14 protein-coding genes, 2 tRNA genes, 1 other RNA gene and 1 riboswitch are annotated in these 13,640 nt (G+C 68.8%); of the genes, 15 read left to right on the plus strand and 2 right to left on the minus strand.

Going from position 1 to position 13,640, the window contains the following annotated elements; translation table 11 throughout:
- The 7 genes from D1643_RS07165 to D1643_RS07195 all read left to right on the plus strand — a co-directional run.
- Positions 1–872: cell division protein FtsQ/DivIB (locus tag D1643_RS07165; protein WP_236643455.1), on the plus strand; the 872-nt coding region annotated here is incomplete at its 5' end.
- 322 nt (positions 873–1,194) lie between these two features.
- Positions 1,195–2,319, plus strand: coding sequence for a cell division protein FtsZ (gene ftsZ / locus D1643_RS07170; protein ID WP_160709974.1), 1,125 nt, complete (start codon positions 1,195–1,197; stop codon positions 2,317–2,319).
- 13 nt (positions 2,320–2,332) lie between these two features.
- Entirely contained in the window at positions 2,333–3,154 is an 822-nt protein-coding gene (locus D1643_RS07175) for a polyphenol oxidase family protein (protein WP_160709975.1), read from the plus strand.
- A gap of 4 nt (positions 3,155–3,158) precedes the next feature.
- Entirely contained in the window at positions 3,159–3,848 is a 690-nt protein-coding gene (locus D1643_RS07180; RefSeq protein ID WP_160709976.1) for a YggS family pyridoxal phosphate-dependent enzyme, read from the plus strand.
- Positions 3,849–3,962: 114 nt separating this feature from the next.
- A complete protein-coding gene (locus tag D1643_RS07185; RefSeq protein WP_160709977.1) occupies positions 3,963–4,856 on the plus strand; it encodes a cell division protein SepF in 894 nt (297 codons plus the stop codon).
- A 42-nt stretch (positions 4,857–4,898) separates the two neighbouring features.
- Positions 4,899–5,153, plus strand: a complete 255-nt coding sequence (locus D1643_RS07190; protein WP_160709978.1) for a YggT family protein — start codon at positions 4,899–4,901, stop codon at positions 5,151–5,153.
- 85 nt (positions 5,154–5,238) lie between these two features.
- Positions 5,239–6,072: a DivIVA domain-containing protein gene (locus D1643_RS07195; RefSeq protein ID WP_160709979.1), complete on the plus strand. Its 834-nt coding sequence runs from the start codon at positions 5,239–5,241 to the stop codon at positions 6,070–6,072.
- Between the two features lie 343 nt (positions 6,073–6,415).
- On the opposite strand, the gene rnpB is transcribed toward D1643_RS07195, so the two are convergent.
- Positions 6,416–6,777: RNase P RNA component class A (gene rnpB, locus D1643_RS07200), an RNA gene on the minus strand.
- Positions 6,778–6,829: 52 nt separating this feature from the next.
- Here rnpB and D1643_RS07205 point away from each other — a divergent pair.
- The 8 genes from D1643_RS07205 (at position 6,830) to D1643_RS07240 (ending at position 11,972) form a co-directional block, all read left to right on the plus strand.
- The gene (locus D1643_RS07205) at positions 6,830–7,456 is read left to right on the plus strand and encodes a thiamine diphosphokinase (protein WP_160709980.1); all 627 of its coding nucleotides are present in this window, start codon (positions 6,830–6,832) and stop codon (positions 7,454–7,456) included.
- Positions 7,457–7,550: 94 nt separating this feature from the next.
- Positions 7,551–7,666: riboswitch (TPP riboswitch) on the plus strand.
- Positions 7,657–9,006, plus strand: coding sequence for a phosphomethylpyrimidine synthase ThiC (gene thiC / locus D1643_RS07210; RefSeq protein ID WP_160709981.1), 1,350 nt, complete (start codon positions 7,657–7,659; stop codon positions 9,004–9,006). Its footprint overlaps the riboswitch before it by 10 nt.
- A 197-nt stretch (positions 9,007–9,203) precedes the next feature.
- A complete protein-coding gene (thiE, locus tag D1643_RS07215; RefSeq protein ID WP_160709982.1) occupies positions 9,204–9,872 on the plus strand; it encodes a thiamine phosphate synthase in 669 nt (222 codons plus the stop codon).
- Positions 9,873–9,908: 36 nt separating this feature from the next.
- On the plus strand, positions 9,909–10,505 hold the full coding sequence (locus D1643_RS07220; RefSeq protein WP_160709983.1) for a cysteine hydrolase family protein: 597 nt from the start codon (positions 9,909–9,911) through the stop codon (positions 10,503–10,505).
- Positions 10,506–10,533: 28 nt separating this feature from the next.
- A complete protein-coding gene (thiD, locus tag D1643_RS07225; RefSeq protein WP_160709984.1) occupies positions 10,534–11,379 on the plus strand; it encodes a bifunctional hydroxymethylpyrimidine kinase/phosphomethylpyrimidine kinase in 846 nt (281 codons plus the stop codon).
- A 15-nt stretch (positions 11,380–11,394) separates the two neighbouring features.
- Positions 11,395–11,637 (plus strand): glutathione S-transferase N-terminal domain-containing protein, encoded by a 243-nt coding sequence (locus tag D1643_RS07230; RefSeq protein ID WP_160709985.1) that lies wholly within the window; start codon positions 11,395–11,397, stop codon positions 11,635–11,637.
- Positions 11,638–11,762: 125 nt separating this feature from the next.
- Positions 11,763–11,836 (plus strand) — tRNA-Gln (locus tag D1643_RS07235).
- 59 nt (positions 11,837–11,895) lie between these two features.
- Positions 11,896–11,972 (plus strand) — tRNA-Glu (locus D1643_RS07240).
- 127 nt (positions 11,973–12,099) lie between these two features.
- Here the strand turns inward: D1643_RS07240 and D1643_RS07245 are convergent.
- The gene (locus D1643_RS07245; protein WP_160709986.1) at positions 12,100–13,497 is read right to left on the minus strand and encodes a CCA tRNA nucleotidyltransferase; all 1,398 of its coding nucleotides are present in this window, start codon (positions 13,495–13,497) and stop codon (positions 12,100–12,102) included.
- Positions 13,498–13,640: the final 143 nt, after the last annotated feature.

Here is a 13,640-nt window from a genome sequence, read left to right on the forward strand (position 1 = left end):
CCACGGCGCGTCCCGGCCGCGCCCCGGCCGGCCGCGGCGTGTCCTCGGTGCGCCTCGGCGACGCCGACCGCCTCGACCGCCAGCAGCGCATGCAGCAGGCGGCCCGCCGCTCGTTTCGGCGCGTGGCCGTCGCCGCGGCCGTCGTCATCGCGCTCATCGTGGGCGCCGGCGCGCTCTACCTGTCGCCGGCCTTCACCATCGAGAAGGTGGACGTCATCGGCGCTGAGCACCTGACCAGCCAGGACATGGCCGCCCTCGCCTCCATTCCGCAGGGCACCACCCTGCTCACCGTCGATCCCGGCGCCATCGAGCGGTCCATCGACCGCGACGCCTGGGTGAAGGACGTGACGGTCAACCGCGTGTTCCCCTCCACGCTCCAGATCATCGTCACCGAGCGCGAGATTGCCGCGGTGGTGGAGGTGGCCGCCGACGACGCCGCCACCATCCAGCCTTGGGCCATCGCCTCGGACGGCATGTGGCTCATGCCCATTCCTGACCGCGACTCGGAGCTGGGCCAGGCCATCGCCCCGCAGATCTACGAGGACGCCGACGCCGTGCTCAGCATCAGCGGCGTGCCCTACGGCCTCGTGCCCGAGATCGGCTCCTACTGCACCGACGTCAACGTGAACAACGCGCTCGCCATCGTCGACGGCATGACCACCGACCTTGCCGACCAGGTGAAGAAGGTGTCGGCCACCGACGCCGAGTCCACCACGCTCACGCTCGACAACGGCATCGAGATCGCCTTCGGCACGGCCGAAAACATCCGCGAGAAGGAGCGCATCTGCCTCAAGATCATGGAGGAGAACCCGGGCAAGGTGGCCTACATCAACGTCCGCGTCGTCGACCGCCCCACCTGGCGCGCGGTCTAGGGGCCCAAGCGCGGAGAGGCTGCGCACGGTTCCCGCAGCGCCCCGAGCAAGGCGAGGAAGCGCCTTGGGGGCGCCGCTGAAACAGCCTAGTGGGCTGTTTCGCCAAGCGAGGACTGTCTGAGCACGGTGCCCCTCCGCACGCCCCGGGGCTGTCCCCCGATCGCCTCCGCAATCTGTCGAATTATTGTCCAATCAGGCCCTTTGCGATTGCTTTTCGTTGCAATCCATGGGCCATCGTGTACAATTACTCCGCGTGTATCGCGCGCTCGCGCGCGCTTTTCGTGAACGCAGCAGACTTAACGCAGCAGGTGTGGAGGAAACAATGCCAAACATCATAGGCTCGGATCACTTGGCGGTCATCAAGGTCGTCGGCGTCGGCGGCGGCGGCACGAATGCCGTGAACCGCATGGTCGAGGCGGGCGTCAAGGGCGTCGAATTCATCGCGGTCAACACCGATCGCCAGGCGCTACTCATCTCGGATGCCGACAAGACCATCCACATCGGCGAGGAGCTCACCCGCGGCCTGGGCGCTGGCGCCAACCCCGAGGTGGGCTGCCAGGCGGCCGAGGAGAGCCGCAACGAGATTCGCGAGGCTCTGGCCGAGGCCGACATGGTCTTCGTCACGGCCGGCGAGGGCGGCGGCACCGGCACCGGCGCGGCTCCCATCATCGCCGAGATCGCCCGCGAGGAGATCGGCGCGCTGACGGTGGGCATCGTCACCAAGCCGTTCACCTTCGAGGGCCGCCTGCGCCGCAACCAGGCCGAGCAGGGCATCGACCTGCTCTCCCAGAAGGTCGACACCCTCATCATCATCCCCAACGACCGCCTGCTCGAGATCGTCGACAAGAAGACCTCCATGCTCGACGCCTTCCGCATCGCCGACGACACCCTGCGCCAGGGCATCCAGGGCGTGACCGACCTCATCACCATCCCCGGCCTCATCAACCTGGACTTCGCCGACATCCGCACCGTCATGAAGGACGCCGGCACGGCCATGATGGGCATCGGCCTGTCCACGGGCGAGAACCGTGCCCTCGACGCCGCCCAGCAGGCCACTAACTCCAGCCTGCTCGAGGCGTCCATCCAGGGCGCGTCCCGCGTGCTGTTCTCCATCGCCGGCGGCCCGGACCTCACCCTCACCGAGGTCTCCGAGGCGGCCCGCACCGTGGAGGCCTGCGCCGACGAGAACGCCAACATCATCTACGGCCAGATCATCGACGAGGACATGAAGGACGCCGTCCGCATCACCGTCATCGCCACGGGCTTCAAGATGAACGCCGCCCAGTCCTCCATGGACTTCGCTCCGCTCAAGAAGGACCTGTTCGCCTCCACGGAGGCGCCGGCCCCGCAGCCCACGCCCCAGCCGGTGACGTTCTCCACATCGTCGAGCAACGGCCGCTTCGCCGACGAGGACTACATCCCCGACTTCCTGAAGCGCCAGCGCTAGGAGCCTCGCCTTGATGGCGGAGCTTCCCCTGCCGAGCCTCGCCCTGCGCGAGCTCGGCGGCATCCCCCTGCTTACCGATGACGCGCTCGCCCGCACCGCGGGCGTGCGCGTCGCCTTTACGGGTCGCGCTGGCGGCGTGAGCGCAGGCGCGTACGCCGCTCTCAACCTCGGCTCGCACGTGGGCGATGACCTCGCTGCCGTCGAGGAGAACCGCCGCGTCCTGATGGCGGCCCTCGGCTTGGAGGGCTCAGCGCTCCTCGTTCCCAGCCAGGTGCATGGAACCGACCTCGTCTCAGTTCCCTCCGCCGACGCCGCCGCGCTCAAGCAGGCGCGCGCCGAGGCCGCCGAGGGGGCTGACGGCATCGTCGTGGGCGCGCCAAGCGTGGCGGCCCTGCTCTGCTTCGCCGACTGCGCGCCGGTTGTCCTCGTGGCACCTGACGGCCGCTTCGCCGTGGCTCACGCCGGCTGGCGCGGCTGCGTGGCGGGCATCGCCGCGAAGGCGGCCCGCGTCCTCGCGGCTGATGCCGGCGTCCCGACCTCCCAGCTCAACGCCTATGTGGGGCCGCACATCGGCCCGTGCTGCTTCGAGGTGGGGGACGACGTGGCCGCGCGCTTCGCCGCCGCCTTCGGAACCGGCTGCGTTGCCGAGGACGGCGTTCACGTGTCGCTCGCCCGCGCCCTCGCGGCCGACCTTGCCGCGGCGGGCGTCGATCCCGCCCGCGTCTGCGAGGCCGGCGTCTGCACGCGCTGCCATCCTGACGAGTACTTCTCCTACCGCGCCTCAGGCGGCGTCTGCGGGCGCCACGGCGCGCTGGCCTGCCGATTGGAAGGGTGATCCCATGAGCGTGAGAAGTCGCTACCGCCGCGTCGTCGCCGAGGTGGCCGAGGTATGCGAGCAGTGTGGGCGCGAGCCTGCCGAGGTGCGCGTCATCGCGGTGTCCAAGACCGTCGGCCCCGACGAGGTGGCCGAGGCAGTCGCGGGCGGCGCCTGCGACTTCGGCGAGAACCGCCCCGACCAGCTGGTATCCAAGGCCGCCGCCTTCCCCGAGGCGCGCTGGCACTTCATCGGCAACATCCAGTCGCGACGCATCCCCGACATCGTGGGATCGGCCGCGCTCATCCACTCGCTCTACCAGCTGCGCCATGGCCAGAAGATCGACCAGGCAGCCGAGCGCCTGGGCAAGGTGCAGGATGTGCTCGTGGAGGTGAACGTCTCGGGCGAGGCGTCCAAGAGCGGCGTGGCGCCCGAGGAGGCGGGGGCGCTCGTGCGCGAGTTGGCGGCGCTGCCCCACGTGCGGGTGCGCGGCCTCATGACCATGGCGCCCAAGGGAGACCCGGCCGCCGACCGGGCCAGCTTCGAGGGGCTGGCGGCGCTGGCCGACGAGATACGATCTACGCTGGCGCCTGCGGACGCCGCCGCCTTCGATGAACTTTCTATGGGCATGAGCGAGGATTGGCGCGAGGCCGTTTCGGCGGGGGCTACCATGGTGCGGATAGGCCGCGCCGTCTTCAGCGAGGAGTTCGAGTAGCGGGCCGGCCCGAATCGGGCCGAGAAGCCGGCAGGGAGCGCGCTGCGCCCCCGATTTTAGGGACCTTGAGCGCCCGCCCCGTAGGGGAGGGCCGAAAACCAGGAGGCCACCAAGATGGATCTGTCAGACGGAAAGCGCATGTTCGGCGACATCAAGTCGAAGCTCGGCTTCAAGGGCAAGGCTGACGCCGGCGCCTACGACGAGTACTACGACGACAATTACGACGACTACGGCGACGGCTATGACGACTATGGCGATGACGGCTACGACTCCTCCTACGAGGGGAGCGGCTCCTCGTCGCGCTACGACTCCTACGGCGGCTCGGTGACCACCCGCCGCTCCTCGTCGCGCGCCTCGTCCTCGAGCCTGCCGCGCCTCGTCTCCATCGACGACGTGCGCGCCAACACCCAGGTGCCCTCGAGCCTCAGCCGAGACCCGCTGCCGGCGCGCCACGTGACGCGTCCCTCCCAGGCGGGCTCGTCGTATCGCTCCACGCGCACGATGGTCGACTCGTCGCTGCCCCCGGAGATGACCCCGGAGGGCACTGCCGCCACCGCGGCGGCTGCCTCGCGTCGCCATTCGGACGGCCTTGAGTCGCTCTTCACCCCCACCACCGAGGAGCCGGCGCGCACAAGCGTCGACGGCGCCCACGCGCGCCCCTCGACGGCGGGGTCTTCGTCGCGTGCCTCCTACGACCCCTACGACGCCCTGTCCGGCTCCACCGGCTCGAGCTACAGCGCCAAGCGCTCCGTGGTGGTGCTGCGTCCGACCGATTACGGCGAGGCCGAGCAGGTGGCTCGCGCCCTCAGGGCCGGCGATGTGGCGGTGCTCTGCCTGGGCGCCACGCCCGATGCCCTGGCCAAGCGTATCCTCGACTTCTCCTTCGGCGTGGCCGCCGCGCTCGACGCCAACGTGGAGTGCGTGGCCGACAAGACCTTCGCCATCACCCGCTTCAAGGAGCTCTCCGACTCTGAGCGCGTGGGGCTGCACGCCCAGGGGGTGCTCTAAGGTGGCCGCCCACGTCGCGGCGCCCGCGGGAGGTGAGCACTCGTGCTGACCTACCTCATCGTTCGCCTCGTCGACGCCTACTCGCTGATCATCTTCGTCTACGTGATGATGTCGTGGCTGCCCGTTAACCGGGGCATCCTCGCCGACATCTACCAGGTGCTCGGCAAGGTCTGCGACCCCTACCTCAACCTGTTCAGAAAGATCATTCCGCCGATTGGAGGAATGGTGGACGTGACCCCCATCGTCGCGCTGCTTGTATTACAATTCGGAGTACGTTTGCTGGTGTTTCTGATCTAGTGTGAAACAATTGAACGAACCAGGCGCGTTGTCCGGCGGAGGGCCGGTCGGCCGCCCCTAAGAAGGACGTGCGAAGGGAACGACCATGGCAATTACCGCTGATGACATCCACAACCAGAGCTTCTCCATCGATCGGAAGGGCTACGATGTCGACGAGGTCGACGTCTTCCTGGAGCACGTGGCCGACGAGATCGACGATCTGAACGATCAGATCGCGCACCTTGAGCGCGCGCTCAACGATGCGAAGTTCGAGGGCTTCGACGCCCCGGCGGCCGCCACGGCCATCATCGCGGCGGAGGAGGTGCAGCCCTCCCCGCAGATCGCTGAGCTCGAGGCCGCCCTCATCACCAAGGACGCGCGCATCGCCGAGCTTGAGCGCCAGCTCGAGGACAAGCGCGCCGACGACAACGCCATCGCCCAGGCCCTCATCATCGCCCAGCGTTCGGCCGACGAGATTCTCGTCAAGGCCAACGCCCAGGCCACCGAGACCATCCAGGACGCCCGTGACGAGGCCCAGCGCATCGTCGACCGCGCCAACGATGACCGCCAGGACGTGATCGACGCCATCCGCAAGCTCCAGGACGACCGCGAGGACGCCCGCGAGGAGTACTCGGATCTGCTTCGCGACATCATCGCCGACGCTTCTCGCAAGCTCGCGAGCATCGGCGGGGACCTGGCTGCCGCTCCCGCGACGGCCGCCCGTGCCGCCGCGCCCGTCGCGCAGCCCGAGGTGAGGCCCGCCGAGGTGACCTCCGAGTTCGAGATCGACGAGTTCGTCGCCTCGCCCATGGACTACACCACGCCTCAGGCTGCCGAGACTGTCGTGGCCGCCGCCACTCCCGTGGCAAGCGCCTACGAGAAGGATCTCTCCGGCTTCGGCGATGCTGATGACTCCTTCGAGTTCGAGGAGATCGACTAACCCGCGAAAGACGGCAGGCGAGGGGCGCGTCGTGAGGCGCGCCCCTTTTTTGTGCCCGCCGATTCGGCGGGGGCGCCGGGCGGGAAATCAGCCGTTTTTTAGCAAGAAATGACGGGTTTGCATTGTCCTGCGTGGGGCTTGGGCCCGCAGATACGCGCCTTATCGCGCTTATAACGGCAAAATCCCAGGTCGCGAGCGCGAGCCTTCGAAGACTTGCGACGGTGCGGTTGAAAATAGCATGCAAACCCGTCATTTCTCGCCGTGAGAGCCCCGGTTTTCCGCCCGGCGCGCGAAACCCCTCAGGGGGTCGGACAGCGGATGCGAAAGGGGAATGGCCAGAGGTAGGGCGAGCGGGTCGATAAGCCGGGTTCTGTCGTTGGACGGCCATTTATCTCGAGCGCCTGTCGCCAGGCGCCTCTAGCACGCAACCCGAACGCACGGCGGGCCACCGTATGGCGTTCCTATTTGCGCTTGCTCCAGGTGGGGTTTGCCAAGCCGCGCCGTTGCCGGCGCGCTGGTGCGCTCTTACCGCACCGTTTCAGCTTTTCTCCCGTTCAGGCGGGCGCGGAGCCCGTTCCTCGCGGGGGAGTCTTCTTTTCTGTGGCACTTTCCGTCGGGTCGCCCCGCCCAGCCGTTAGCTGGCACCTTGCCCTGCGGAGCCCGGACTTTCCTCGCGCGTGAGCACGCGACCGCCTGGCCCGCTCGCCTGTGGTATTCTAGCAAATCGCACGGTCGTATCAAGGAGAAAGAGGGTGCCATGGCAACCTGCGCGCTGGTGGGCGCATCGGAGTTCAACGCCGAGCGGTTCTGCGAGCTTGCGGACGCGGGCGCCTTCGACTATGTGATTGCCGTGGATGGCGGCCTGGCCTCGCTCGAGGAGGCGGGGCGGCGTGCCGACATGGCCATCGGCGACTTCGACTCGCTTGGCTACATCCCCAAGGGGCTGCGCGTGGCCCGCTTCTCGCCCGAGAAGGACAAAAGCGACATGGAGCTGGCGTTCGACCGCGCCTGCACGCTGCGCTATGACGAGGTGATCGTCTTCGGCGGCCTGGGCGGGCGGCTCGACCACACGCTTGCCAACCTCAACCTGTTCGCCGCCTTCTCCGAGCGCGGTCTCTACGTCACGGCCGTCGGCCTCGATCAGGCGGTCACGTTCATCACCGGCCCCGACGTCTACGAGCTGCCGGCCGCCCAGGAGGGCACGGTCTCGGTCTTCGCCATGAACGATGCGTGCACGGGGGTCTTCGAGCGCGGCATGCGCTACGGCCTCGATGATGCGCGCCTCACCAACCGCACGTCGCTCGGCCTGTCCAACGAGCTCCAGGGCGAGGCGGTCGTGATCGGCGTCGAGGAGGGCACGCTCGCCATCTTCCTGCCCGTCTAGCGGCATCCTGCCGGCATCTCGGCCCGCGTGCCGCCGCAGCCACGCGGCCGCTGGCTGGCCCTCGCGCGCGGCATGCTAGAATCTTCTCGTCACAACCTCAGAGCTGGGGAGCTTGCGTCATGCGGCAGGCTGAGAGGGGACGCGCCATCGTCCCGACCCACCGAACCTGACATGGGTAATGCCAACGAAGGGAGTTCACCATGACGCACGTCGCGTCGGCGCCGGGGGCGCCCATCACCCAGATCGACTTCGCCCGCGCGGGCATCGTCACGCCTCAGATGGCGGCCGTAGCCGCTGACGAGGGGCGCGATGCCGAGGACATCCGCGCTGCGGTGGCCTGCGGACGCGTAGCCATCCCCGCCAACATCCACCATGCCGCCCTCGTCCCCGCGGGCGTGGGCGCCACCTGCGACGGGCGGGGACTGCGCGTGAAGGTCAACGTCAACTTGGGCATATCCGGCGACTTGGCCGACGAGGCGGAGGAGTGGCGCAAGGTGGACGTGGCCCTCGAGCTGGGGGCTGACGCCATCATGGACCTGTCGAACTGCGGCAAGACCCGCTCGTTCCGCACGCGGCTCGTCGAGCGGTCTGCCGCCATGATCGGCACCGTGCCGATGTATGACGCCATCGGGTACCTGGACAAGGCCCTCGTGGCCATCACCGCCGACGACTTCCTCGACGTGGTGCGGGCCCATGCGGAAGACGGCGTGGACTTCGTCACCATCCACGCGGGCATGAACCGCGCCGTCATCGAGTCGTTCCGCGAGACGGGGCGCCTCGCCAACATCGTCTCCCGCGGAGGCTCGCTCATCTTCGCCTGGATGGAGGCCACGGGCAACGAGAACCCCTTCTACGAGCGCTTCGACGAGGTGCTCGCCATTCTCCACGCCCACGATGTGACCATCTCACTTGGTGACGCCATGCGACCGGGGAGCACCTACGACGCGACCGACGCCGGCCAGATAGCCGAGCTCATCGAGATAGGCAAGCTCACCCGCCGCGCGTGGGATGCCGGCGTGCAGGTGATGGTGGAGGGGCCGGGTCATATGGCCCTCGACGAAATCGCGGCCAACATGAAGCTTGAGAAGCGTCTGTGCCACAACGCGCCCTTCTACGTGCTCGGCCCTCTCGTGACCGACATCGCGCCGGGCTACGACCATATCACCGCGGCCATCGGCGGCGCCGTGGCGGCAAGCGCCGGCGCCGACTTCCTCTGTTACGTGACGCCTGCCGAGCACCTGCGCCTGCCTGATGCCGATGACGTGCGCGAGGGGCTCGTGGCCACCAAGATAGCCGCCCATGCCGCCGACATGGTGCGCGGGGTGCCCGGTGCCCGCGACCGCGACAACCGCATGAGCGACGCGCGCCGCCGCGTGGCCTGGGATGAGATGTTCGACCTCGCGCTCGATCCCGCGCGGGCGCGCCGCTACTTCGAGAGCGCGCCGCCGGCCACGGAGGGCACGTGCACCATGTGCGGGAAGATGTGCGCCCTGCGCACCGTCAACGCCATCATGGACGGCCTCGTCGTCGACCTCGACGCCGAGGGGTGACGGGAGAGCGCCGTTTTGGGTGGGGTCGCCTGAGACTGTGTGATGGAAGCGGTCGTGAGGGGGCTCGCGGGGCTACAGCGGCCTCCTCGCTGCGGGTTCATGTGACGTGGCGGGACGCCGCCGAATCCTTGCTGCGGGGGTGCTCCCCTCGCCCCATGAGCGCCTCGCGACCGCGGACAACCGAGAAAGGAGCCGCTATGCCGGCACAGAGAAGGGGCGCCTGGTCGCCTGAGGATATCCGCGGGGCCATGAGGCTCTATGCCGTGACTGACGACGCGTGGCTGGACGGCCGCACGCTCACCGCGTGCGTGCGCGAGGCCCTGGAGGGCGGCGCCACCTGCGTGCAGCTGCGCCAGAAGGGGGCGCCGTCTGCGAGCGTCGCGCTCGCGGCCCGCGCGCTCGCGCCTGCCTGCCGCGAGTTCGGCGTGCCCCTGCTCGTCGACGACGACGTGGAGGCCGCTCGCGCGGCCGGCGTCGACGGCGTGCACGTGGGCCAGTCCGACGCAGCCTGCGCCGAGGCCCGCGCCGCGCTTGGGGAGGACGCGATCATCGGCGTGTCGGTTCAGACCGTCGAGCAGGCCCGGGCCGCCGAGGCGGCCGGCGCCGACTACCTGGGAGTGGGGGCGGTCGTGGACACGTCCACCAAGCCTGAGGCCTGGGTGGTCTCGCTCGAGGAGTTCCGCGCCATCGCGGCGGCCGTGGACATCCCCGTGGTGGCCATCGGCGGGCTGAACGCGGCCACGGTGCCGCTCCTGGCCGACTACGACGTGGACGGCGCCGCCGTCGTGTCCGCCATCTTCGCCGCCGACGACATCGCAGGCGCCACCCACGAGCTGTCCCGTATCATAGGAGAGACCCTGGGCTAGGCCATCTGGCCGCGCCCGCCCGACTGAGGAGGAACCATGCTGGGAGACGAGAACAACCAAGACCAGATCAGCCTCGAGGAGGTCGACCCGGCGCGCTGCGCGCTGCTCGTCATCGACGAGCTGGGCGATCCCACGGGCGGCCCGCTCGAGGCGGTGCTGCTGCCCGCCATCCTCCAGACCGCGCGTCTGGCCGAGGCGGCCCGCGCGGTGGGCATGCCCGTCATCTTCACCAACGACGCCCACATCCCCGGTCTTGACCGCGAACTGGATCTGTGGGGCTCCCACGGCATCGCGGGCAGCCCCGACGCCCAGACCTCGCCGCAGCTCGGCCTTGCGGAGGGCGACTACGTGGTGGAGAAGCGCCGTTACAGCGGCTTTTTCCAGACTGGCCTGCGCCTGCTGCTCGACGAGCTGGGGGCGGATACCCTCATCTGCTGCGGCATGGACACCAACATCTGCGTGCGCCACACCGTGGCCGACGCCTACTTCAACAACCTGCGAACCATCGTCGTGTCCGATGCCACGGCCACGTTCCTCGTGGGCGACCAGGCCTCGGGCCTCGAGTATATGCGGGTCTGCTACGCCTCGAAGGTGGTTACCGCCGACGAGGCGCTCAAGCTGATCGAGTCCTAGGCGCTGCATGGCGCGGAGAGGCGGGGGCATGGAGGCGGTGCTCACCATAGCGGGGTCGGACTCCAGCGGAGGAGCCGGCATACAGGCGGATGTGAAGACCATCGAGTCGATGGGGCTGTTCGCCGAGTGCGCCGTCACGGCGCTCACGGCTCAGAACACGCTCGGCGTGCATGGGGTGCTTGACGTGGATCCCGCCTTCGTCGAGCAGCAGATCGACGTCGTGTTCGACGACATCCGCCCTCGGGCGGTGAAGGTGGGGATGGTGTCGTCGGCGGCCATCGTGGAGGCTATCGCGCGGGCGCTTTCCCGCAACGTGGCGGAGCACGTGGTAGTCGACCCCGTCATGGTGGCCACGAGCGGGTCGGCCCTCATCGAGGGGGGTGCGGTGGACGCGCTTGTGCGCCGGCTCTTCCCGCTCGCGGAGGTCATCACGCCCAACCTGCCCGAGGCCGAGGCCCTGGCCGGATTCGCCATCGCCGAGCCGGCCGACGCCGAGCGCGCCGCCCGAGCCATCGCCGCGCGCTGCCGCCGGGCAGCCGATGAGCTGGGCGCGGGGGGCGTGCCGGCGGTTCTTGTGAAGGGCGGCCACGGCCTCGGGAGCCCCGATGCAGCTGATGACCTGCTGCTCTCTGCTGACGGCGCGCTCACGTGGCTGCGCGGCGAGCGCATTGACAACCCCAATGCCCACGGGACGGGCTGCACGCTCTCGTCGGCCATCGCCGCCAACCTGGCGCAGGGCCTCGGCGTCGAGCGGTCCGTGCGCAACGCCAAGGCCTACGTGGCCGGTGCGCTGTCCGCCGGGCTTGACCTGGGGCGGGGGAGCGGCCCGCTCGACCACATGTGGGCCTACCGCGTCCCATGCATCCAGCTCTGAGGAAAGGAGAACCCCATGACCGACCAGACCCCGATCCTCTACTACTGGGGGCCCTGCGCCATGTGCGCGCCCGTCGTCGCCTTCGCCGAAGAGCACGGCATCGCGCTCGACAAGCGCGACGTGGAGCAGGAGGCTCCCTACCAGGAGCTTCTCGCCTTGGGCGGCGACGCCGACCTCATCCCGTACCTCTACGCGGAGGGACGGCTCATCAACGGCAGCGATGATGCCATCGCCTACCTCACCGAGCGGTTCCTGTAGGGAAGGGCGTCCGACCGTCAGAATTTTCCTGGGAATGAAAAAAAACGCTTGACGGAAGTCGGGTCCTTCTCTAATATATCCACTTGCGCTTGCGCATGAATTTGGCGAGTGCAGAGGAACGTCGTTGGGGTGTCGTCTAATGGCAGGACAGCGGTTTCTGGTGCCGTATGTGAGGGTTCGACTCCTTCCACCCCAGCCATAAAATTTTCTCTGGACAAGGCAAAGGGTTTGTGTATAATAGCAAAGCGCTGCAAACGTGGCTCCGTCGTCTAGCGGTTTAGGACGCCGCCCTCTCAAGGCGGAGGTCGCCGGTTCGAATCCGGTCGGAGCTACCACGAGCTTTCAGGGCCGCCCACTTGGGCGGCCCTTTTTTGCATTTTCAGCGTTGGGCAGGGGAGGGCTGTCGTCGTGTGCTCGGGCGGCATGCCGGCGCGGCAGGCGGCGCGAGAGGGTGCCCGCGCCCTACTGCCTGGCCAGCCAGTCCGCGAGGAAGGCCTGCAGCGCAGCGGGATCGTTGGGCACCTGCTCGTCGATGACGGCGTCGAGCGCTGCCTGGAGCGCCGCGCCCACCTGAGGCCCAGGGCTGACGCCGAGGGCCAGCACGTCGCGGCCGTCCACGGCTAGCTGCGCCAGGGAGAAGGCCTCGTCGGCGGCCAGCACCGCGTCGAGCAGCTCTGCCAGCTCATCGGCCAGCCGGGCCCGCGGCGCGCAGCGCGGTGCCTGGGCGAGCGCGTCGGCGCGCTTGAGGGCGCAGAGCGCGCGGAACAGCGCCGGGTCGCCGCCGAGCCGTCTGAGCATCCGCTTCACGCTGCGCGGCGTGGGCTCCACGACGTCATCGTGGCGCCTCACGAGCGTAAGCACCCCCTCGCGCAGCGCCGTCGGCGCCTTCAACCGACCGAGCAGCCCGCGGGCAAGCTCTACGCTCACGGCCGCGTGCCCGTAGAAGTGCCCCACGCCGTCGGGGCCTGTGAAGGCTGCGGCGGGCTTGCCCATGTCATGGCAGAGCGCCGCCCAGCGCAGGAGCGGCTCAGGCGGCACGTGCTGCACCGCCCAGGCCGTGTGTTCGAGCACATCATATATATGGTAGGGAGTCGCTTGGGGAAAGCCCTGCATGGCCACGAGCTCTGGCAGCACGAAAGAGAGCGCGTCTGCGGTGCCGAGCAGCGCGTCGTGGACGTGCTCGCCGCGCAGCAGCCCGTCAAGCTCGTGGAAGATGCGCTCTGCGGAAACGCGGGCGAGCAGGCTCTTCTGCGAGACAGCTGCCGCCCAGGCGGCCTCTTCCAGGGCGAATCCCAGCTGCGAGGCGAAGCGGCATCCGCGCAGGATGCGCAGCGCGTCCTCGGCAAAGCGCTCGCGCGGGTCGCCCACCGTGCGCAGGATTCCCGCTGTCAGATCCGCCTGGCCCCCAAAGGGATCGAGCAGCCCGCGCGAGGGGTGGAAGGCCATCGCGTTCACCGTGAAGTCACGCCGGGCGAGGTCCTCCTCGATGCTTCCCGCGAAGGACACCGCGTCAGGATGGCGTCCATCGCGATAGGCGCCGTCCACGCGATAGGTGGTCACCTCGATGGGCTCGCCGCCCACCATCACGGTGAGGGTGCCGTGCGCCACGCCCGTCTCATGCGTGGCGCACCCCGCCTCCGCGAAGAGGCGCTGCGCCTCCTGCCAGCGCGCGTTGGTGGCGACGTCCACATCGTGGATGGGCCGGCCTAAGAGCGCGTCGCGCACGAACCCTCCTACGCACCAGGCCTCGAAGCCGCCATCCTCCAGCACCGCGACGGCCGCGAGGGCCGTGGCCGGAAGAGCCGTGCGCAGGGCGGCAAGGCGCTCGGGCGCGCCGATAGCGAGGAGGTGTGATGGCATGGCAATCCCTTTCCTTACGTGTTGGAACCAGGATACGCCAAGTTTTTTGAAAAAAGTTAAAATACCCCCTTGCGCTTTCCCGCCAGAGCAGTAATATATGCAAGCTGTCTTTTTCGGGAGAGGGAGGCGGCGGCCCCCGGCGG

The sequence above is a fragment of the Enterorhabdus sp. P55 genome (assembly GCF_009911695.1).
Lineage (GTDB): Bacteria > Actinomycetota > Coriobacteriia > Coriobacteriales > Eggerthellaceae > Enterorhabdus.